The 20,036-nt window shown below is 64.7% G+C and carries 18 protein-coding genes; 10 read left to right on the top strand and 8 right to left on the bottom strand.

All coding sequences use genetic code 11. From position 1 onward, the window contains the following. Window positions 1-54 precede the first annotated feature (54 nt). The 4 genes from J7367_RS16490 to J7367_RS16475 are packed head-to-tail and all read right to left on the bottom strand — an operon-like array spanning window position 55 to window position 5,757. Complete coding sequence (locus tag J7367_RS16490; protein ID WP_007967486.1) at window positions 55-1,185, bottom strand: hybrid sensor histidine kinase/response regulator; 1,131 nt, start codon at window positions 1,183-1,185, stop codon at window positions 55-57. Continuing rightward, window positions 1,182-1,766 carry a chemotaxis protein CheB gene (locus J7367_RS16485; protein ID WP_022559834.1) on the bottom strand — a complete coding sequence of 195 codons (585 nt, stop codon included), beginning with the start codon at window positions 1,764-1,766 and terminating at the stop codon, window positions 1,182-1,184. The genes J7367_RS16490 and J7367_RS16485 overlap by 4 nt, the downstream gene beginning before the upstream one ends. Beyond that, window positions 1,763-2,611, bottom strand: a complete 849-nt coding sequence (locus J7367_RS16480; RefSeq protein ID WP_026006954.1) for a CheR family methyltransferase — start codon at window positions 2,609-2,611, stop codon at window positions 1,763-1,765. Before J7367_RS16480 ends, J7367_RS16485 begins: the two co-directional genes overlap by 4 nt. Continuing rightward, window positions 2,584-5,757, bottom strand: coding sequence for a response regulator (locus J7367_RS16475; RefSeq protein WP_057662611.1), 3,174 nt, complete (start codon window positions 5,755-5,757; stop codon window positions 2,584-2,586). The genes J7367_RS16480 and J7367_RS16475 overlap by 28 nt, the downstream gene beginning before the upstream one ends. Window positions 5,758-5,917: 160 nt before the next feature. Here J7367_RS16475 and J7367_RS16470 point away from each other — a divergent pair, with 160 nt between their 5' ends. Both J7367_RS16470 and J7367_RS16465 read left to right on the top strand, forming a co-directional pair. Continuing rightward, window positions 5,918-7,081: a PAS domain-containing sensor histidine kinase gene (locus J7367_RS16470; RefSeq protein WP_007971643.1), complete on the top strand. Its 1,164-nt coding sequence runs from the start codon at window positions 5,918-5,920 to the stop codon at window positions 7,079-7,081. Continuing rightward, a complete protein-coding gene (locus J7367_RS16465; RefSeq protein ID WP_007967477.1) occupies window positions 7,074-7,442 on the top strand; it encodes a response regulator in 369 nt (122 codons plus the stop codon). The genes J7367_RS16470 and J7367_RS16465 overlap by 8 nt, the downstream gene beginning before the upstream one ends. A 21-nt stretch (window positions 7,443-7,463) precedes the next feature. On the opposite strand, the gene J7367_RS16460 is transcribed toward J7367_RS16465, so the two are convergent. The 3 genes from J7367_RS16460 to J7367_RS16450 all read right to left on the bottom strand — a co-directional run bounded on the left by J7367_RS16460 (window position 7,464) and on the right by J7367_RS16450 (window position 11,064). After that, window positions 7,464-8,813 carry a glycoside hydrolase family 16 protein gene (locus tag J7367_RS16460; protein WP_057662608.1) on the bottom strand — a complete coding sequence of 450 codons (1,350 nt, stop codon included), beginning with the start codon at window positions 8,811-8,813 and terminating at the stop codon, window positions 7,464-7,466. Between the two features lie 67 nt (window positions 8,814-8,880). Next, window positions 8,881-9,042, bottom strand: coding sequence for a hypothetical protein (locus J7367_RS16455; RefSeq protein WP_164673375.1), 162 nt, complete (start codon window positions 9,040-9,042; stop codon window positions 8,881-8,883). Window positions 9,043-9,462: 420 nt separating this feature from the next. Next, window positions 9,463-11,064, bottom strand: a complete 1,602-nt coding sequence (locus tag J7367_RS16450; RefSeq protein WP_057662605.1) for an alpha-L-arabinofuranosidase C-terminal domain-containing protein — start codon at window positions 11,062-11,064, stop codon at window positions 9,463-9,465. Between the two features lie 237 nt (window positions 11,065-11,301). Between J7367_RS16450 and J7367_RS16445 the strand changes: the two genes are divergently transcribed. Further along, entirely contained in the window at window positions 11,302-12,351 is a 1,050-nt protein-coding gene (locus J7367_RS16445; RefSeq protein ID WP_057662602.1) for an aldose epimerase family protein, read from the top strand. 206 nt (window positions 12,352-12,557) lie between these two features. Here J7367_RS16445 and ccsA read toward each other — a convergent pair whose 3' ends face one another. Then, complete coding sequence (gene ccsA, locus J7367_RS16440; protein WP_022559829.1) at window positions 12,558-13,349, bottom strand: cytochrome c biogenesis protein CcsA; 792 nt, start codon at window positions 13,347-13,349, stop codon at window positions 12,558-12,560. 356 nt (window positions 13,350-13,705) lie between these two features. On the opposite strand from ccsA, the gene ffh reads away from it, so the two are divergent. The 7 genes from ffh (at window position 13,706) to rplS (ending at window position 19,961) form a co-directional block, all read left to right on the top strand. After that, entirely contained in the window at window positions 13,706-15,082 is a 1,377-nt protein-coding gene (gene ffh / locus J7367_RS16435) for a signal recognition particle protein (RefSeq protein ID WP_057662599.1), read from the top strand. Window positions 15,083-15,817: 735 nt separating this feature from the next. Then, the gene (locus J7367_RS16430) at window positions 15,818-16,888 is read left to right on the top strand and encodes a nitronate monooxygenase (RefSeq protein WP_007967469.1); all 1,071 of its coding nucleotides are present in this window, start codon (window positions 15,818-15,820) and stop codon (window positions 16,886-16,888) included. Then, window positions 16,879-17,676, top strand: a complete 798-nt coding sequence (locus J7367_RS16425) for an aminotransferase class IV family protein (protein ID WP_057662597.1) — start codon at window positions 16,879-16,881, stop codon at window positions 17,674-17,676. Before J7367_RS16430 ends, J7367_RS16425 begins: the two co-directional genes overlap by 10 nt. A 97-nt stretch (window positions 17,677-17,773) precedes the next feature. After that, the gene (rpsP, locus tag J7367_RS16420) at window positions 17,774-18,031 is read left to right on the top strand and encodes a 30S ribosomal protein S16 (RefSeq protein WP_003484223.1); all 258 of its coding nucleotides are present in this window, start codon (window positions 17,774-17,776) and stop codon (window positions 18,029-18,031) included. Window positions 18,032-18,074: 43 nt separating this feature from the next. Continuing rightward, a complete protein-coding gene (gene rimM, locus J7367_RS16415; RefSeq protein WP_057662594.1) occupies window positions 18,075-18,587 on the top strand; it encodes a ribosome maturation factor RimM in 513 nt (170 codons plus the stop codon). A gap of 63 nt (window positions 18,588-18,650) precedes the next feature. Beyond that, on the top strand, window positions 18,651-19,409 hold the full coding sequence (trmD, locus tag J7367_RS16410; protein WP_003484218.1) for a tRNA (guanosine(37)-N1)-methyltransferase TrmD: 759 nt from the start codon (window positions 18,651-18,653) through the stop codon (window positions 19,407-19,409). Window positions 19,410-19,553: 144 nt separating this feature from the next. After that, the gene (gene rplS / locus J7367_RS16405) at window positions 19,554-19,961 is read left to right on the top strand and encodes a 50S ribosomal protein L19 (RefSeq protein ID WP_003484215.1); all 408 of its coding nucleotides are present in this window, start codon (window positions 19,554-19,556) and stop codon (window positions 19,959-19,961) included. The last annotated feature ends 75 nt before the right edge of the window (window positions 19,962-20,036 follow it).

Below are 20,036 nucleotides of genomic sequence, written 5' to 3'. Positions count from 1 at the left end.
TGGTCGCACAGCTGCGTGCGCATCGGCATTGCGGTCGCCGCTACAGTGCGGCGGTCAGGCTGCCAGGTTGTGGCGGCGTAATCTTGCTTCGAACACCACGTCGCCGTCCTCGTTGCGCGCCTGCAGCGTACCGCCGTGTGCCTTGACGAACTGGTCGGCGATGAACAGGCCAAGTCCCAGCCCCTGGCTGGCATGGAAGCTGGCCTTGAACGGTTCGAACAGACGCGGCATCAGGCTGTCGGGAATGCTGCCGGCGTTGCGCACCGACAGGCGCAGGGTGTCGTGTTCACGGCCATCCAGATGCACCTGCACCGGATGGCGTCCGCCATGCAGGACCGCATTGCCGACCAGATTGGACACGACCTGCGCCAACCGGTCGCCGTCGCCATCGCCATCCAGATCGCCCTCGGTGCGCAGGTCGATCGTGGTGTGCGGATTGGCCTGCGCCACTTCGCCCACCACGCTGTGCACCACCTCGCCCAGGTTGCATGGGCCGAACTGCATCGGCAAACCATCGGTGCGCAGGCGCGAAAAATCCAGTAATTGCTCGACCATGCGCGACATGCGGTGCGCGCTGTTTTCCAGGTGTTCCAGCGTGCGCGCAGCCGAGCTGTCCGCATCGACATCCAGGCCGAGTTTGTCGGCGCACAGCAGGATCACCGACAGCGGTGTGCGCAGGTCGTGGGTGAGCACGGCCATCATGGTCTCGTTGAGCTTGAGCGCGCGTTCGAGCGAAGCATTTCTCGCCTTGAGCAGCCGCCGCTGCTGATACAACTCGATGAACACGTTGACCTTGCTCAGGATGACGTGCGGCTCGATCGGCTTGTGCAGAAAATCCACGGCGCCGGTTTCGTAACCCTGGAAGGCGCGCATCGGATCGTTCGGCGAGGCGGTCAGGAAAATGATCGGCACATGCCGGGTGCGCTGCGAACCGCGCATCAATTCCGCCAGCGAAAACCCGTCCATTTCCGGCATGTGCACGTCCAGCAGCGCCAATGCCACGTCGTGTTCGAGCAGTAGTTCCAGCGCCTGCGCACCGGAGGCGGCGCACAGCACGCGGATGCCGTCGCGTTGCAGCAGCGCTTCCATGGCCACCAGATTCTGCGGCACATCGTCCACGATCAGGATCTTGGTCGATTCGGTGTCGTCGCTGCTTGCAGCCAGGCCGGTCGCGGTAAGGTTCATGCGTGAAAGGCTTCCAGTCGGGTGCAGATGGCTTGCAAGGTCAGCACCGCATCGGCGCCGGCGTGAGCGAGAGCGGAGGCGGGCATCAGCGACGCGGCGGCGTCATCGGGGCGCTGGATCCAGGCCGTGCCGCCCACAGCACGCACCGCGGCCATACCGGCGCTGCCGTCGCTGCTGGCACCGGTGAGCAGGATTGCCAGCAGGCGTTCGCCGAAGACATCGGCAGCCGATTCGAACAGCAGGTCGATCGCCGGGCGCGAAAACAACACCGGGGCATCCATCGACAACGCCAGGCTCTGGCGGTTTTCCACCAGCAGGTGGTAGTCGGGCGGGGCGATGGTGACGGTGCCGGGCAGCAGCGGCTGCTTGTCTTCGGCCTCGCGCACCGGCAGCGCGCAGCGCGCGTCCATCAGCTCGGCGATGTGGCTGGGGCGGTCGCGCGGCAGATGCAGCACGACCAACACCGGCATCGGCAAATCTGCCGGCAGCCCGGACAACAACGCCTGCAGGGCCATCACGCCACCGGCGGATGCACCGATCACGATCGCATCGAAACGCTGTGCTGCAGACGCGTAGCTCATGCGGCTTTCCGATACAGCCGCTGCTCGCGCGCGCAGGCTTCGAAGGCCTGCGCGTGCGCGCCGAACTGCAGCGACTCCTTGCTGCCCAACCCGAGAAAGCCGCGATGCACCAATGCGTCGTAGAACAACCCCACCGCACGATCCTGCAAGCTGCGGTTGAAATAGATCAGCACGTTGCGGCACGACACCAGGTGGACTTCGGAAAACACCGTGTCGGTCGCCAGGCTGTGGTCGGCGAAAACGATATTGCGTTTCAGGCGCCGGTCGAACACCGCACCGTCGTAAGCGGTGGTGTAGTAGTCCGACAGCGAAGTGCGGCCACCGGCGTCCAGATAGTTACGGCTGAACTGCGCGATACGATCGATGCCATAGGCGCCGGCTTCGGCCATGCTCAGCGCTTCGGGGTTGATGTCGGTGGCGTAGATCACCGCCTTTTCCAACAGGCCTTCTTCGTGCAGCAGGATGGCCAGGGACCAGACTTCTTCGCCGGTACTGCAGCCTGCCACCCAGAGCTTGATCGAGGGATAGGTGCGCAACACCGGCACCGCATGCTCGCGCAGGACGCGGAAATATGCCGGGTCACGGAACATTTCCGAGACCTGTACGGTGAAGAACTGCATTGCCTGCGCGAAGGTGTCCGGCTCGTGCAGCAGACGGTGCTGTAGATCGGCCACGCGCGCGCAGTCGAAACGCGCCATTGCGTGGCGCATGCGCCGTCGCAACGAGGACACCGCATAGTCGCGGAAGTCGTAGTGGTAGCGCTGGAACACCGCTTCCAGCAGCACGCGCAGTTCCAGGTCGAACAGCTCTACCGGGTTCATTGCCGCGAGCACCATACGCGGCAGAGCGAGACCAGCTTGTCCACGTCGATGGGCTTGGCGATGTAGTCGTTGGCGCCGGCTTCCAGGCAACGTTCGCGGTCGTCGGCCATGGCCTTGGCGGTCAGCGCGATGATGGGCAGATCCTGCCATTGACGATTGGCTCGGATCTGCCGCATCGCGGTGATGCCATCCATCTCCGGCATCATGATGTCCATCAGGACCAGGTCCACCTCGTGCTTGGCCAGGTGCTCCAGCGCCTCGCGGCCATTGCGTGCGATCTGCAGCGTGACGCCCAGCGGTTCGAGCACGCTGGACAGCGCAAAGATGTTGCGCACATCGTCTTCGGCCAGCAACACGGTGGCGCCGTCCAGCACCGCGTCGCGGCGGCGTGCTTCGCGCAGCAGGCGCTGCTGATCGCTGGGCAACGAGGCTTCCACGCTGTGCAGGAACAGCGTCACCTCATCGAGCAGGCGCTCCGGCGAGCGCACGCCCTTGATGATGATGCTCTTGGAATACCGGCGCAGGCCTTGCTCTTCGTCGCGGGTCAGTGCGCGCCCGGTGTAGACGATCACGGGAGGGAAGGCGACCGCGTCGTTGCCGGCCATGCGTTCGAGCAGGTCGTAGCCGCTGCCGTCGGGCAAGGCCAGATCGGTGACCATGCAATCGAAGGTGGATCCTGCCAGCTGATCCATCGCCTCGGCAATGCTGCCGACCGCCACGATGTCCAGTTGGTCGCGCGCCAGCAGCAATTGCAGGTTCGCGCGCAAGGCGCTGTCGTCTTCGACGATCAACAAACGACGCACTGCGCGTGCGTTGGTTTCTTCCAGCTGGCGGATCGCACCGGCCAGCAGTTCGCGTGTGGCCGGCTTGATCAGGTAGCCAACCGCACCAAGCTCCAGCGCAATCTGGCTGCGTTCCAACGCGGACACCACGTGGACAGGCACATGGCGTGTGGCCGGATCGCGCTTGAGGCGTTCGAGCACGCTCAGACCGGACGCATCCGGCAAGCCGATGTCGAGCAGGATGCCGCTGGGGCGCAGCTCAGCGGCCAGGCGCAGGGCTTCTTCTGCGTTGGGGGCCACCACGCAATCGAAATCCAGTTCGTGGGCAAGTTCCACCAGCGCTTGCGCAAAGCGGGTGTCGTCTTCCACCGCCAGGATCAGCCGGCCTGGGCGGCTGCGTTGGTCGCGATCGTCGTCGGCACGCTGGATCGGTTCAGCATTGGGCGAGGCGATCGGCACTGGCACCATGTGGGCCGCCGCAAGGGCAGGTGCGCCGGATTGCGCACCCAGCGTGCTGCCATTGCGTTGTTGCACGTGGGCTGCAGACGCCGGGACCGCGGCCGCGGCGGCGTTTGCAGCTGCATCGGCAGGGCTGATCACCTCCGCAGGTGCGCCATCGGTCGGCAATTCCAGCGTAAAGCAGCTGCCGCGCCCCGGCTCGCTGTCCACACTGATGCCGCCGCCCATGCGTTGCGCCAGGTCGCGCGAAATCGACAAACCCAACCCGGTACCGCCATAGCGGCGGCGCGTGCTGCCATCGGCCTGACGGAACGCTTCGAAGATCACCTCGCTCTGTTCGCGCGCGATGCCGATGCCGGTATCGGTCACCGCGAAGCGCACACGGCCAGGCGCATGCGCCTGGACCGTCAAGCCGACCTTGCCGTGTTCGGTGAACTTGATGGCGTTGGCCAACAGGTTCTTGAGGATCTGCTGCAGGCGCTGGTTGTCGACGACCAACTGTGCCGGCGCACCGGCAGCTGCCGTGATCTCCAATGCCAGGCCCTTCTGTCGTGCCAGCGGTTCGAAGGTTTCGCGCAGGCGTTGCAGCACCGAACCGGTGACGACCGTTTCGTCGGCCAACTCCACGTGCCCGGCTTCGATCTTGGACAGGTCCAGGATGTCGTTGATCAGCGCCAGCAGGTCGTTGTTGGACGACAGGATCGCCTGCGCATACTTCACCTGCTCGGCGCTGAGCGTGCCGTCCTTGTTGTCGGCCAGCAGCTTGGCCAGGATCAAGGCGCTGTTGAGCGGCGTGCGCAACTCGTGCGACATGTTGGCCAGAAATTCCGACTTGTAGCGCGATGCAGTGGACAATTCGTTGCTATTGCGCACCAGCTGATTCTGCGCGATCAACAAGGCCTGCTTCTGCGCTTCCAGTGCCTGGGTGCGCTCTTCCAGCTGCACGTTGGTCTGTTCTAGTTCTGCCTGCTGCACTTCCAGGTCGCTTTGCGACTGCTGCAGGCTACGGCTCTGTTCTTCGAGTTCCTCGTTGGCCACGCGCAGCTCTTCCTGCTGGGTCTGCAGTTCCTCGCTCTGTCGCTGGGTTTCTTCCAGCAAGGCCACCAGTTGCGCGCGCAGCAATGCGGTGCGCAGTGCCAGGCCGATGTTCTCGCCGCAGCGTGCCAGCAGTTCTTCTTCGCGCGAGCCGGCGGTGCGTGGGTCGGTCACGCGCCCGAGCTCGATGATGCCGATCACCCGGTCGTCGGCAGTGATCGGCGCCAGCAGCAACTCCTGGCAGCTGCTCTGGCCCAGCCCGGAGGCAATCTGCAGATGACCGGCGTCCATGCCGCGGATGCGACGCACTGTGCCACGTTGCAGCACCTCGCCGAGCTGGCCGGCAGAGGTCGGCAGCGTCTGCGGCAGATCGGGCGGCAATGCCGCACCACCCGTGAGTCGCAGACGGTCGCCCTCGATGCGATAGAGCGCACCGACCTGCGCATCCAGCGTCTGGCACAGTGCGCGCACCGCCGCGTCGGCCAGCTCCTGCGGCGCCTGATCGCCGCGCAAACTGGCCTCGACCGTGTTTTCTGCCTGCTGCAGCCACAGTGCCAATTCGGCCTGCCGGCGTGCGCGGATCGCCTGCATCACCACCAACGCCATTGCCAGGAACGACACGCCGCCAATGCTGCGATTGACCGAGGAAAAACTCGAATTCGTGCTCGGTGGCGCGAGCTGAAAACCAATCGCAAGCAAGACACACGACAGCACGCCCACGATGAGCGGCACCTGCGGGCGGTTCTGAAACACGGTCACGCCCACTGCCACGAAGTAGGTCAGCCACACCGCATACCCCAGCGGAGTCACCAGTTCCATGCCCAGCGTTCCAGCCATCAAGGCCCCCGCGATGACCCAAATCCAGCGGTCGCGTGTGGTCGAGATGGTTTGCATAAGGTGCGTGGACCGAACTGGAAGGGCGGTCATGGTAGCCGATAACTTTCACGCACAAATCGCCGGGAATTTGACGCTTTTTGCTGCCGGGTTGGCTTGCACGCAGCCTTCACGCAGCTATCAATATGGTCCCGCGCTTTTCTGGGGGAATCATCGCGCGATGGATGCGGACACGGCCGTCGACAGCGCGGGGCCGCTTTCTTACGACAGCCGGCAGTGTCAGCTGTTGGTGCAGAGCGTGTCCGATTATGCGATCTACATGCTCGATGTCGGTGGGTATATTCGCAGCTGGAACCCCGGCGGCGAGCGCATCAAGGGCTACAGCGCAAGCGACGTACTGGGCACGCATTTCTCGCGGTTCTACCTGCCCGAGGATGCGCAACACGACGAACCCAGCCGCAATCTGGAAATCGCCAAGCGGGAAGGGCGCTTCGCTGCCGAAGGTTGGCGCTTGCGCAAGGACGGCAGCCGGTTCTGGGCCAGCGTGGTGATCGAGCCGGTGCTGGAATTCGGCGTGCTGGTGGGGTTTGCAAAAGTCACTCGCGATCTGACCGAGCGTCGTGAGGCGCAGCATTTGCTGCAACAGGCGCAGCAGGCGTTGCTGCAATCGCAGAAGGTCGAAGCCTTGGGTCGGTTGACGCTGGGCATGGCCCACGATTTCAACAACCTGCTCACGGTGATGGTGACCAGCCTGGATCTGATTGCGCTGCGCGCAGGCGAGGACGCGCGCACCCGCATGTTGATCGAGGTGGCGCAAACTGCGGTGGATCGCGGCACCTTGCTGACGCGGCAACTGCTCGCTTTCGCGCGCGGTCAACAGTTGAATCCTGAGCGCCACCCGGTCAACGACATCGTGAACCGTTCGCTCGAACTGTTGCGGCGTGCCTGTCCGCCGGGTGTGAGCTTGTCGTTGCAGTTTGCCGACGCACTGCCGCATGTGCGCGTCGACCCTGGTCAGCTGGAGGCGGCGTTGCTCAATCTGGTCTTCAATAGTTGCGATGCGATGCCTTCTGGCGGCAGCATCGCGTTGCTCACTTCTGCTGCGCAACGATCCGAACCGTCAAGCCCACAAGGCGTCCGTCGCCTGTACGTCGCCCTTGCCGTACGCGACGATGGTCCGGGCATGTCCGCGCACGTTGCACAACGCGCCAGCGAGCCATTTTTTACCACCAAGGATGTCGGCAAGGGTTCCGGCCTGGGCTTGAGCCAGGTCTATGGTTTCGCATCCCAGTCCGGTGGCTTCGTCGAGCTTGAGACCGCACCTGGACGCGGCACTACCGTCACCGTGTTTCTCCCGGCCGTCGAGGAGGCCGAGCATGACTGAATCCCTTCGCCTGCTGATGGTGGAAGACCAAGAAGAACTGCGCGAATTGATCGGCGAAGCGCTGCGTGATGCCGGCATCAGCGTCGACACCGCCGATGATGGTCACAGCGCGCTGCGCATGGTGCGCGACAGCGGCCCGTACGACGTGGTGTTCAGCGATATCCGCATGCCCAACGGCATGTCGGGCATCGAACTGAGCGAGCAGGTGGCGCAACTGCTGCCGCAGGCGCGCGTGATTCTGGCCTCGGGGTTTGCCAAGGCGCAGTTGCCGCCGTTGCCGGCTCAGGTCGATTTCCTGCCCAAACCGTACCGCCTGCGTCAGCTCATCGACATGCTCAAGAGCACCCCAGCCAACGCGTAGACGTTGGCTGGGCGCGCGGCCTCAACGGCTCTGGTAGTACACCTTGTCGATGGTGATCTCCACCGGTGCAGCCGGTGGATCGGCCACCAGCATGAAGGGCTGTTTGACCGCCTGCAGATCCAGATCGTAGAAGGCACTGAACGGGATGCTCACCTCGTGCCAGGCGCCATCGCGCACCAGTCCGTACTGGTTGCCGCCAGCGGCAAAATCCACCCAGCTATCGCCGAAGCTGGTGTTGATACCGATCTTGAATGTCGACGGCGTGGTGGTCTTGACGTGCAGTTTCACTGCACCGCCAGCATACGCAGCGAGATTGCGGTAGTCGCTCTGGATGCCCAATCCAAACCATGCGCCGGCGTTGGCGCGGTAGGCCATGACACTGCCGCCTTCGAATGGCGCCTGCGCAATCGGGGTGAGATTGTTCCACAGATACAACTCGGCATCCTGGCCGAAGGTCAGCCGTGCACTGGTGTCGGCCTGTTCGGTAAACACCCCGAACCGGCCCGCGGGCACGGCATGTTGCGTGCCGACGTACAACTGCGACCCTGGGTTCTGATACAGGCGGATGTAATCGACCTCCATCTTGCCAGGAAGCGGGGCCGTCACCGCAGCAGGCGAGGTCACGCCAGTGAAGGTGCCGCCCACCGCCAGGTTGAGCAACAGATACTGCTGCTGATGGAATTCATGCAAGGAAGCGCCTTCGATGTTGGAAATCGCAAATTCGAAGTATTGCTGCCCGTCGATCGAGACGCGAATGAATTGCGGGTCCCAGGTCAATCGGTACACATGAAAATCGTCATGCAGATTCACCGGACTGGTGTAGCTGGTGTCGTAATCGGCCTGCGACCCGTTGTAGTCCCAGTGCACCGCCGCGCCGATGCGGCGGTTCGCGGTGCCATTGGCGATCGCGGCGGCCATGCCGGCCTCCATGAGGTCGATTTCGCCGCGGCCCGGCCACACGCCGATGGTGCCGAGCATCCAGTACGCCGGCCACAAACCGTTGCCCACCACCGGCGTTTTGATGCGTGCCTCCAGCGTGCCGTACGTGAAGTGCATGCGGCCTTCGGTCTTGAGCCGTGCTGAAGTGAACGGCATGCCGCCGAAGGCTTCGCGGCGTGCTTCGATCACCAACCTGCCGTTTTCGATCCGCGCATTCTCGGTGCGGCTGGTGTAGTACTGCATCTCGCCGTTGCCCCAGCCGCACAAGCCGATCTGGCATCCGTTGCCGACGTCGTAGGTCCATTTGGTACCGTCGACGGCAGGCCCGTTGAAGTTGTCTTCCCATACCAGCGTCTGCGCACTCGCGCTCGTTGTAAGCGCGACGCCAAGCAGAACCGCGAACTGCACAGTCACAGCGCGTAGTGTGTTCATTGCGAGCCTCTCCTGGTACCGAATCAAATCCGTGGAGGGGCGACGCTGAGCAGCGGCTGCCTGGGTGTCAAAGAAAATGTCGTGCGTGCTTCAGATTCGTGGTGTTCATTCCGGAATAATCAATCATTGGCATGATGCCGGTCGCAAACCCTGTCGGCGCCATGTTGCGCGGCAGCAGCCAGTGGCGCGGCGCATCGAGGAGGTGTGCCTTCCCCAATGCCGATTGCATGTCCGGACAAGCGACGCCGCGGCCGCCTCAGCCGAACTCGCTTGCAAGCGGTTGCAAGGCCGTTGTGGCCTGTGGTGCGCGTGCCCAGTGCGCATCGACGTGTCTGTGCACGATAGATGCCGCATGCTTTTGATGCGCCGGCACACGTCTTGGCGAGTGATTGCAGTCCAGTGCTTTCAACTCCGAAACCCGAGCCTCAACAACATCTGCCTTTAGAAATGGCGCATCGCCGTGCAATGCGATACGCATCCGGTACGCGCCTTGAACCTGTGGTCGCGCCGGCATGGCGACGTGACCGCCAGGCACATGAGAAATGCAACGATCGCGCCCCCCTTGCAAGGCGCGTCCGAACGAGGCAACACGGTGCCCACACGGCTGGCTGTGCCCGGCACGTAGGCCCTGTGCATTGCATCCGATCGCTCATTGCAGCTTGAGCATCACGATCGAATGCGCCGGCAGCGCCACCTTCACTGTCTTGCCCTGGACACGTGCGCCCTTGAATGTCACTGGCGCAACGGCCTGTGGCTGCGCATAGGTGTTGTACGTGGCGATCGCCGGTGCGGTCAGGATCTGTCCCTCCACCGCACGCAGCGGCAACCCTTCCACCTGCACGCTCACAGTCGCCGACGCGGTCGCGTCCAGATTGGTCAGTGCGACATACACATCGCCATCTTTTGCCTTGACCGCCGAGCCGTGTACTGCCGGCACCTGCGTGTCGCCATGACGGTATTGCGGTGTCTGCAATTGCAGCGGCAGGTGGGTGGCGTCCTGGTAGGGCTTGTAAAGCGCGAACACGTGGTAGGTCGGCGTCAGCACCATCTTGTCGCCATCGGTAAGGATCATCGCCTGCAGCACATTGACCATCTGCGCGATGTTGGCCATGCGCACGCGCTCGGCATGCTGGCTGAAGATGTCGAAGTTGAGAGACGCCACCAGCGCGTCGCGCAGGCTGTTTTGCTGCTGCAGGAAACCGGGATTGGTGCCTGGCAATGGCGCATACCAGGTGCCCCATTCGTCCACGACCAGAGCCACTTTCTTGGCTGGGTCGTACTTGTCCATGATCGCGCTGTGCTTGGTGATCAGCTCGTCCATCACCAGGGTGCGCGACAAGGTCTGGATCCACGCGGCTTCGTCGAACGTGGTCGAAGACGCGCGCGGCGGCCAGCCACCGGGAATAGTGTAGTAGTGCATGCTCAGCCCATCCATGAACTTGGTGGCCTCGCGCATCATCACTTCGGTCCAGTGATAGTCGTCGTCGCTTGGGCCAGGCGCGATCTTGAGAATCTTCTGGTTGGCCGGCGACTTGACGAAGGTCTGGTAGCGGCGAAACACATCGGCTGCGTACTCCACGCGCATATTGCCGCCGCAGCCCCATAACTCGTTGCCCACACCGAAGTAGGGGACCTGCCAGGGCGCATCGCGGCCATTGGCGCGGCGCTCGTTGGCCAGGCTCGAGCGTGTCGGCGCGGTCATGTATTCGGCCCACTGCGCGATCTCCTCCGGCGCAGCATCGCCCACGTTCCCGGCGATATAGGCCTGGGTGCCGAGCAGTTCGGTAAAGTCCATGAACTCGTGTGTGCCGAAACGGTTGGACTCTTCCACACCGCCCCAGTGCGTGTTGACCCGGATCGGGCGCTTGGCCGGCGTGCCGACGCCATCGCGCCAGTGATACTCGTCGGCGAAGCAACCTCCGGGCCAGCGGATGTTGGGGACGGCAATGGCTTTCAGTGCGGCGACCACGTCGTTGCGATAGCCGCGCGTGTTGGGAATCGGCGACTCCTCGCCCACCCACACGCCACCATAGATGCCGGTACCCAGATGCTCGGCGAATTGGCCGAACAGCTGCCGCGACACCTGCGCGCCGGGCTGGTCCACGCGCAACGTGCCGTTGACCTTGACCTTGACCTTGACCTTGACCTCGGCAGCGAAGCTGGCCGGCACGCTGGCAATCGAGGCGGCGACGAAAACGGCGTTCAACAGCTGCCTGCGCGATGCCTGCAACGCGGGGGAAATCCACTGCATCGGGTCGGTGCTCCTGTGCTGGTCGATGGTCGGGTGGGTGCTGCTGCGATGGGAAACGCGCTGCTAGCGTAGTGCCGGTGGCCGCCCTTTGTATTGCTGCAGCGCGGCCGTTGCAGGCGGGCGCGGCAGTCGCTTCGCCGCCGCAATCGCCTCGCCTGCCAGGATGTGCGCAGCAGCATGGTCGGCAGCCACCGCATGCGGCTATGCTCGCGGGCCATCTCATCGGCAGGACCATCCATGCAGCGAGTGTTCGGGCAGTTGCCAGACGGTTTCGAGATCCACGCGCTCACGCTACGCAGCGAGGCTGGTCTGGAAGCGGAAGTGCTCACCTATGGCGGCATCCTGCATACGCTGCAGTTGATCACCGCACAGGGTGTGGTGCCGCTGGTGCTGAACCTGCCGGATCTACCCGCCTATGCTGCCGACGGCGACAGCCTCAACATTCTGGTGGGCCGCTTCGGCAACCGCATCGCCGGTGCGCGTTACACCCTGGAGGGCGTCACCCACGTGCTGGCCGCCAATGAAGGGCGTAACCAGTTGCACGGCGGGCTGCGCGGCTTCGGGCGACGGGTGTGGAGCGTGCTGGAGCAGGCGCCGGACCAGGTGCTGCTGGGCTACGACTCACCCGATGGCGAAGAGGGCTACCCCGGCAATCTGCACGTGCGTGCGCGCCTGCAGCTTCACGGGCTGAGCCTGCAGCTGGACTTCGAAGCGCGCTGCGATGCCGCGACTGCGTTGAATCTTACCCATCACCCGTATTTCAATCTGTCCGGCGACCCGCAGCTGCGGGCCGCAGCGCAGGTGCTGCGCGTGCCGGCCGATCGCTACCTGCCGGTGGATGCCGAGTCGATCCCCACGGGCGAGATCGCATCGGTGACCGGTACGCCATTCGATTTCCGCCAGCCTGCCGCGCTGGCCGACAATACCGACACGGCGCATCCCCAGATCGTCCTCGGCAAGGGCTATGACCAGTGTCTGGTGCTGGCCGCCGACGCGGACTGCGTTGCCGAGCTGTACTCCCCGCACAGTGGCGTGGCGCTGCGCATCAGCAGCGATGCCCCGGCGGTGCAGGTGTACGAAGGCCAACATCTGGATGCCCACCATCCCGGGCTGGGCCGTGGCATATGCCTGGAGCCGCAGGATTATCCGGACGCCCCCAATCACCCCAGCTTTCCTTCGACCATCCTGCGGCCGGGCGAGACCTATCGCCGCCGTATCAGCTATCGCTTTGCCAACGCGGGGCCGGGCCAGCCCTGGGACGTCGTGCCCGCCGCGCTGGATGCGTGAGGGATTTCAGCGCTGAGGGGTTAGCTGGGCTGCGTCGTGCGGGCGCGACCCAGTGCCGCTGGTCGCAGTGTCAGTTCTGAAGTTGCCAGACCTTCAGTTGCCGTAGGCCTGGGTTGCCAGTGACCTGGTGCGGCTCTATGCCCGTCGCAGGCCGCACAAGATCGATCGATGCGCGCGGGGCCAGCGCACGCGTGCGCCCAATGCGCTCAACGCGGCCCCAGCACCAGCTCGATGACGAACTTGCTGCCGAAGAACGACAGCACCAGCAGCGCCATCGCGGTCAGCGTCCAGTGCACCGCCTTGGTGCCGCGCCAGCCATTGCGCCAGCGGCCGATCAGCAGCGCACCGAACACGATCCACGACAGGATGCTGAGCACGGTCTTTTGCAACAGCCGCTGCGCCAGGAAGTCCTGCACGAACAACAGGCCGGTCAGCAGGGTCAGGCTCAACAGCACAAAGCCCACCGTGATCGTGCGGAACAGCAGCGTTTCCAGCTCGGTCAGCGGTGGCAGTGCGCGCAGCCAGCTATGGAAATCGCGCCGCCGCAGCGCGCGTTCCTGCAGCCACAGCATGATTGCCAGCAGCGCTGCGATGCCCAGCGTGGCGTAGGCCAGCAAGGCCAGCCACGCGTGCAATTCGAGTCGCCAGCCCAGATCCGCGCTGGGCTCGTGGCCGTAGGCGTGGTAGCTGGCCAACAGGATCGCCGAAAGCGGGAACACCACCACACCCACTGCCGCCATCCGTCCGCGGCCACCGAACACCGCCGTCAGCGCAGCCATGCCCAGCCCGCATAACGACAGTGCCGCGAAGAAGTGCATGTCCGGCCCGCCCGCGGTGCGCACGGCCACCAGCACGTGGTAACCGGCGTGCAACGCCACTGCAGCCAATGCGGGCGCCAGCCAGCGCGCAGGCGACTGGTTGCCATCGCGCAACACCGCCCGGGTGAGCAGCGCCGTGGCCAGCAGATACAGGGCGAACGCGATGAGAACGATTGTCATCGTGGAAGTTTCGCATGGTGGGACGGGGATTGGGGATTGGGGAGTCGGAAATCGGGAATCGGAGAAGCCTGGGCTGCGAGTCGCTTGGGTGTTTGCTGGCAGGCAGGTGGGCGGGACCTCGCAGCGGGGGCGCGCCTGATGAAGCGGGGGGGGCACCGCAGTAGAGCGCCTGTTGCTGGCCTTGCTGCCGTTTTTTGCTAGTTGCGGTGGTGGTCCAGGGGGATTGCCCGCGTCGCAGCGCGTTCGAAGAATTTCCACGGGCTACGTTGCCGGGGTGGGCCGGCCGGGCGCCGGGGCAGGCCGCCAGCCGGTGCCGCTATAATCGGCACCCGTTTCCCCTCCGCGGTCCTTTGCGCATGTTCGAGTCTCTTACCCAACGTCTCTCCGGCACCATGGAGCGCCTGCGCGGCCGCGGCCGCCTGACCGAGGAGAACATCCGCGAAGCCACCCGCGAAGTGCGCATCGCCCTGCTCGAGGCCGACGTCGCGCTGCCGGTGGTGCAGGCGCTGATCGAGCGCATCAAGGTGCGCGCAGTCGGTCAGGAAGTGCTCAAGTCGCTGACCCCGGGCCAGGCGCTGATCAAGGTGGTACGCGACGAGCTCACCGCCGTCATGGGCGCGGCCGCAACCGACCTCAACCTCAACGTGCCGGCGCCGGCCATCGTCCTGATGGCGGGCCTGCAGGGTGCAGGCAAGACCACCACGGTCGGCAAGCTCGCCAAGCACCTGAAAGAAAAGCGCAAGAAAAAGGTCATGGTGGTCTCGGCCGACATCTATCGCCCGGCCGCGATCGAGCAGCTCAAGACCCTGGCCGAACAGGTCGGGGTGCTGTTCTTCGCCTCCGATGCGTCGCAGAAGCCGGTCGACATCGTGCGTGCCGCCATCAGCGATGCGCGCAAGTCCTTCGTCGACGTGCTGCTGGTCGATACCGCCGGTCGCCTGGCGATCGATGCGGCGATGATGGACGAGATCAAGACGCTGCACGCCGCGGTCAACCCCACCGAAACCCTGTTCGTGGTCGATGCCATGACCGGCCAGGACGCGGCCAACACCGCCAAGGCCTTCGGCGAGGCGCTGCCGCTGACCGGCGTGGTGCTGACCAAGACCGACGGCGACGCCCGCGGCGGTGCCGCACTGAGCGTGCGCTACATCACCGGCAAGCCGATCAAGTTCGTCGGTACCGGCGAAAAGACCGACGGCCTGGATGTGTTCCATCCCGACCGCGTCGCCAGCCGCATCCTGGACATGGGCGACGTGCTGTCGCTGGTGGAGCAGGTCGAGCACAGCGTCGACCAGGAAAAGGCCGCCAAGCTTGCGGCCAAGGTCGCCAAGGGCAAGAAGTTCGACCTCAACGACATGAAGGAACAGCTCGAGCAGATGCAGAACATGGGCGGTATCCATGGGCTGATGGACAAGCTGCCAGGCATGGGCCAGATCCCGGACAACGTCAAGCAGCAGGTCACCGGCAAGGAAGTGCCGCGCATGATCGCCATCATCAATTCGATGACCAAGAAAGAGCGGCGCAACCCGGCGCTGCTCAACGGCTCGCGCCGTGCCCGCATCGCACGCGGTTCGGGCATGCAGCCGGCCGACGTCAACAAGCTGATGAAGCAGTACCAGCAGATGGAAAAGATGATGGGCAAGCTGGCCGGCGGCGGCATGAAGGGCCTGATGCGCAACATGAAGGGCATGATGGGCGCCATGGGCGGCCGCGGCGGCATGCCGTTCCGCTGAGCAACCTGCGCACGCCGCGCCGCGAAGCCATTCGCAGGCCCTCAGTGCGTGCATCGTGCGCTGGCCTTGTGCTTGCGTGGCAGGCCACATCAGCGTAGGCGGCCGTTACGTCAGGTCTCGTCCTCTGGCGGTGCAACCTGCGGGTTGTCGCATGTATCACCGCCCGTTTGCGTGGCGCGTGCAGACGTATAGACGGCACTGTTCACTGCTGAAGACGCGGGCGACGCCAGCGGTGCCGCGCAGGCGATCGCTCGTCTGGCACAGCTCGACGCAACAGCTCCATCATCCGTTGCCACTGCCCGGTCAATGCGCCGATCGCATGCGAGGCGAGGGACGTCTGCTCAAGCTGTTCCGTGGACCGGAGCTGGACCATGCGTGGCGAGCGCAATGCCGGCTGGTTGCACGCAGCGTACCTGTCCTGCCGATGGCGATGAGGGCCTGCAATTGCGGCTATTCGGGCCACCGGCACGTCGCACCCAAGCGGCTTCGGCGTTTATCGATTTAGCGCTTGTGAGGCGCTTGTCTACAGCGTCGCAGCGCCGGCGTGCTTCGCGTTGGAGAACGTCTGGGTCGAAGAGTGGTAACGGCAACGCATGCCGATGCCGGCGCATCAGGCGCAGCGACCATCTGCGGCGCAGCCGCCAGACCGGCGCGGCAGGTGCCCGTGTCTGTGCCGGCATCAGCGTCTGCCCATCGCGGTTACCATGCGCCATCTCATGGTGTGCGAAGTGATTGATGACCAGATTTTCCAACGTCGATGCCTTCCAGCAGCGCTTTGGGCTGCGCTTGCCGATCCTGCTCAGTCCCATGGCCGGCGCCTGCCCGGTGCCGTTGTCGGCGGCGGTTGCCAACGCCGGTGGCATGGGCGCGATGGGGGCCGTGTTATCGCAGCCGCACGACATCGTGGCGTGGATGGCGGCATTCCGTGAAGCCAGCGCAGGGCCTGCGCAGATCAATCTTTGGATTCCCGACCCGGCACCTGCGCGCGATGCGGCCACCGAAGCGCGCCTGCGCGCGTTTCTTGCGCAGTGGGGGCCACCGGTGCCGGAGACGGCGGGCGATGCGACACCTGCCGATTTCGACGCGCAATTGGATGCCTTGCTCGCCGCGCGGCCAGCAGTCGCTTCATCGATCATGGGCGTGTTCCGGCCCGATCAGGTGGCACGTCTGACGAATGCCGGGATCGCCTGGTTCGCCTGCGCCACCACATTGGACGAAGCGCTTGCGGCGCAGGCAGCAGGCGCCGATGCAGTGGTTGCGCAAGGGGCCGAAGCCGGTGGCCATCGCGGTGCGTTCGAGGCCGGTCGCGCCGCGCAGCAGATGACCGGGCTATTGGCGTTGTTGCCGCGTCTGGTCGATCGTCTCGATATCCCGGTCATCGCGGCCGGCGGCATCGCCGATGCGCGCGGCATTGCGGCAGCGCTGACCTTGGGCGCAAGCGCCGTGCAGATCGGCACCGGCTTGCTACGCGCGCCCGAAGCTGCATTGCCGAGCGCCTGGGCCGATGCGTTATCTCAGGCAGAGCCGGAGCACGCCCAGCCAACCCGTGCGTTCTCGGGCCGGTTGGGGCGCGCGCTGACCACGCCGTATGTCCGTGCAGCAAACGCTGCAGACGCACCGCCACCCGCGCCATACCCGGTGCAGCGCGGGCTCACCGCACCGATGCGCCAGGCCGCTGCGCGCGACAACCGCCTGGATGCGATGCAGGCCTGGGCCGGCCAATCCGCCTGGATGGCGCCCGCACAACCGGCTGCGCAGGTCGTGACGCAGTGGTGGGAACAGGCGCAGGCGTTGTTGTGCCGTTGATCTTCTGCAATGGCATCGCCGCTACCGCGCAGCAGCTCGGTGCCGCGGCGTTGAACAATTACGGTCACTTCACCACGTTGCAGGTGCGCGATAACGCTGCACTTGGTCTGGACCTGCATCTGCAACGTCTGCAGCACGACAGCGCAGCCCTGTTTGGTGCTGCTGCCGATCCCGACGCCATTCGCGCGCAGTTGCGCGTTGCGTTGTCGGCTGCCGGCAGCACCGATGCGAGCGTGCGCATTACGGTGTTTTCGCAGGAGTTCGACCTGCGCGATCCATCGCGCGCTGTCGCACTGGATGTGTTGACCTCGCTCTCGCCCGCCGCGCAGATGCCAGCGATCGCTGTGCGCGTGCAGCCGGCCAATTACGTGCGCGAGCAGCCGCTGTGCAAGCACGTCGGCACCTTCGCGCTGCTGCAGCTGCGCCGTCAGGCAATGCTTGCCGGGTTCGACGATGCGCTGCTGATCGATTCGCAAGACCGGCTCGTGGAGGGTGCGTTCTGGAATCTGGGCCTGTGGCAGCAGGGCAGGGTCGTGTGGCCGCAGGGGCCTGCCCTGCCCGGCACCCGGCAGCGTCTGTTGCAGGCCGGGCTGCAAACGCTTGGCATCGAGCAGGACGCGCGCCCGGTCACGCTGGGCGAGCTCCAGGCATTCGATGGCGGCTTCAGCTGCAATGCGCGCGGGCAACAAGCGTTGGCGGCGGTCGGGTCTGTGCAGTGGCCGGACGCCGCCGCCCAGCTGGCGATTCTGGAACGGGCGCTGCAAACCCAAGCCTGGCAAGCGATCTGAGCGTTTCAGGGGCGACTTGGCTTCGCTGCCGGAGCCCGTTATAATCGCCGGCTTACCGCGCCACTCTGGCGACTGGGCAACTCAGGAAAACAACACCATGGTCAAGATCCGACTGACCCGCGGCGGCGCCAAGAAGCGTCCGTTCTACCACATCATCGTGACCGACGTGCGCAGCGCGCGCGACGGCCGCAACATCGAGCGTCTGGGTTACTACAACCCGGTTGCCCAGGGCGCAGAACCGCGCATCGTGCTGGACGTCGCACGCGTCGACCATTGGGTCGGCAACGGCGCGCAGCTGACCGACAAGGTGCGTAACCTGTATCGCGAAGCCAAGTCTCAGGCCGCTGCGGCCTGATCTTGAGGGCCGGGTATCGCTACCTGGCCCAGAGTCGACGCAGATGAAGCAGACCGAGCGCCGCATCCTGTTAGGCAGGATTGTCGGCGCTTTTGGTGTCAAGGGTGAGCTGAAGCTCGAATCCTGGACCGAGCCACGGACCGCCATCTTCCGGTATCAGCCGTGGATCGTGCGCACGCCGTCCGGACAGGAGTCGGTGGTCAGCGGCGTGCGCGGGCGCGATCAGGGCAAGAATCTGATTGCGGTGTTCCCCGGCGTCACCGACCGAGACACGGTCGAAGCCATGCACGGGACTGAAATCTACGTCGCGCGCAGTGCGTTGCCGCCGCCCAAGCCCGACGAATATTACTGGGTGGATCTGGAAGAATTGCAGGTGGAAACCGTCGAAGGCGTCAAGCTGGGCACGGTGTCGCACCTGTTCTCCACCGGCTCCAACGACGTGGTGATGGTGCGTGGCGATCGCGAACGGATGATTCCGTTTGTGTTTCCGGATTTCGTCAAGTCGGTGGATTTCGAGGCCAACCTGATCGTGGTGGACTGGGATCCGGATTTTTGATCAAAGTGGTGCTTCGGCGCTGCTCTTGCTCTCTCCATTCCCCAACCCGGCTCCGATTCTCCAGTGCGCATCGACGTCATCAGCCTGTTCCCCGAGTTCATCGCGCAATGCGCGGCGTTCGGCGTGGTCGGGCGGGCGCAGGAGCGCGGCTTGCTGGAATTGCAGGGCTGGAACCCGCGCGAGCATGCGCAGGGCAACTATCGCCGCGTGGACGACCGTCCGTTCGGTGGCGGGCCCGGCATGGTGATGCTGATCGAGCCGCTGCGGGCCTGCCTGGATGCGGTGCAAGCGGCAGACGCGCGGCCAGCGCCGGTGATCTATCTCAGCCCGCAAGGGCGGCCGCTCACGCAGGTGCTTGCACGCGAGTTGGCGCAGTTGCCGCGCATGGTGCTGGTGTGTGGCCGCTATGAAGGCGTGGACGAGCGCTTTCTGGCGCAGGCGGTGGATATGGAAATCTCCATCGGCGACTACGTATTGTCCGGCGGTGAATTGGGTGCAGCGGTTGTCGTGGACGTGGTGGCGCGGTTGCAGGACGGTGTATTGAACGACGCCGAATCTGCCGCCCAGGACAGTTTTGAAGGCCCGCAAGGCCTGCTCGATTGCCCGCATTACAGCCATCCGGCAACCCATGCATGGGGCGATGTGCCGGATGTGCTGCGATCAGGCAACCATGCGGCGATTGCGCGCTGGCGCCGGAAGCAGTCGCTGGGACGGACCTGGTTGCGCCGCCCGGACCTGCTCGACGAGGCGGGGCTGGAGAAGAACGATCGCCGTCTGCTGGACGAGTTTCGCCGCGAACTCGCCCCGGGTGACGAGAAATAAGGGCTTACCCCTAGCTCTTGCAAGATTGATTGAGGTACAATATTCGGCTTGCTGGCCAGCCTTGCGTCTGGCCCTCCTACGAACCTCGCGCAATCGCCGTGCGGCGACTGCCGGTCCAATATCACCAGACACGCGGTGCCCACCATGAGCAAACTCAACAAGACCATCCTGGCTGACTTCGAAGCCGCCCAGATCCAGCGCAAGCTGCCGGAATTCAACCAGGGCGACACCGTTGTGGTGAACGTCAAGGTGAAGGAAGGCAACCGCGAGCGCGTGCAGGCCTATGAGGGCGTGGTGATCGGTACCAAGAATGCCGGCCTGAACTCTTCCTTCACCGTGCGCAAGATTTCGCACGGCTTCGGCGTTGAGCGCGTGTTCCAGACCCACAGCGCCATCATCGACTCGGTCGAAGTGAAGCGTCGCGGCAAGGTGCGCGCCGGTAAGCTGTACTACCTGCGTGGTCTGGAAGGCAAGGCTGCCCGCATCAAGGAAGATCTGGCCGCCGCTGCGCAGGCCAAGGCCGCTCGCCAGGCTGCTGCCAAGGCTGAGTAAGCCATATTGGCGGGCCGGTCCCGCCACTGCCAAACAGCCGCCTTCGGGCGGCTGTTTGCGTTTGTGGGAAGGCAT

The sequence above is a fragment of the Xanthomonas sp. D-36-1 genome (assembly GCF_017746155.1).
Lineage (GTDB): Bacteria > Pseudomonadota > Gammaproteobacteria > Xanthomonadales > Xanthomonadaceae > Xanthomonas > Xanthomonas cissicola.
This window is presented reverse-complemented; position numbering and strand designations above follow the sequence as displayed.

Bases quoted from the DNA above. Each gene is read 5' to 3' on its own strand.
- J7367_RS16430 (WP_007967469.1), top strand. From the start codon at position 15,818: ATGACCAGATTTTCCAACGTCGATGCCTTCCAGCAGCGCTTTGGGCTG.
- rimM (WP_057662594.1), top strand. From the start codon at position 18,075: ATGAAGCAGACCGAGCGCCGCATCCTGTTAGGCAGGATTGTCGGCGCT.
- J7367_RS16465 (WP_007967477.1), top strand. From the start codon at position 7,074: ATGACTGAATCCCTTCGCCTGCTGATGGTGGAAGACCAAGAAGAACTG.
- J7367_RS16470 (WP_007971643.1), top strand. From the start codon at position 5,918: ATGGATGCGGACACGGCCGTCGACAGCGCGGGGCCGCTTTCTTACGAC.
- ccsA (WP_022559829.1), bottom strand. From the start codon at position 13,349: ATGACAATCGTTCTCATCGCGTTCGCCCTGTATCTGCTGGCCACGGCG.
- ffh (WP_057662599.1), top strand. From the start codon at position 13,706: ATGTTCGAGTCTCTTACCCAACGTCTCTCCGGCACCATGGAGCGCCTG.
- J7367_RS16475 (WP_057662611.1), bottom strand. From the start codon at position 5,757: ATGCAAACCATCTCGACCACACGCGACCGCTGGATTTGGGTCATCGCG.
- J7367_RS16445 (WP_057662602.1), top strand. From the start codon at position 11,302: ATGCAGCGAGTGTTCGGGCAGTTGCCAGACGGTTTCGAGATCCACGCG.
- J7367_RS16490 (WP_007967486.1), bottom strand. From the start codon at position 1,185: ATGAACCTTACCGCGACCGGCCTGGCTGCAAGCAGCGACGACACCGAA.
- J7367_RS16460 (WP_057662608.1), bottom strand. From the start codon at position 8,813: ATGAACACACTACGCGCTGTGACTGTGCAGTTCGCGGTTCTGCTTGGC.
- rpsP (WP_003484223.1), top strand. From the start codon at position 17,774: ATGGTCAAGATCCGACTGACCCGCGGCGGCGCCAAGAAGCGTCCGTTC.
- J7367_RS16455 (WP_164673375.1), bottom strand. From the start codon at position 9,042: ATGCAATCGGCATTGGGGAAGGCACACCTCCTCGATGCGCCGCGCCAC.
- J7367_RS16485 (WP_022559834.1), bottom strand. From the start codon at position 1,766: ATGAGCTACGCGTCTGCAGCACAGCGTTTCGATGCGATCGTGATCGGT.
- J7367_RS16450 (WP_057662605.1), bottom strand. From the start codon at position 11,064: ATGCAGTGGATTTCCCCCGCGTTGCAGGCATCGCGCAGGCAGCTGTTG.
- rplS (WP_003484215.1), top strand. From the start codon at position 19,554: ATGAGCAAACTCAACAAGACCATCCTGGCTGACTTCGAAGCCGCCCAG.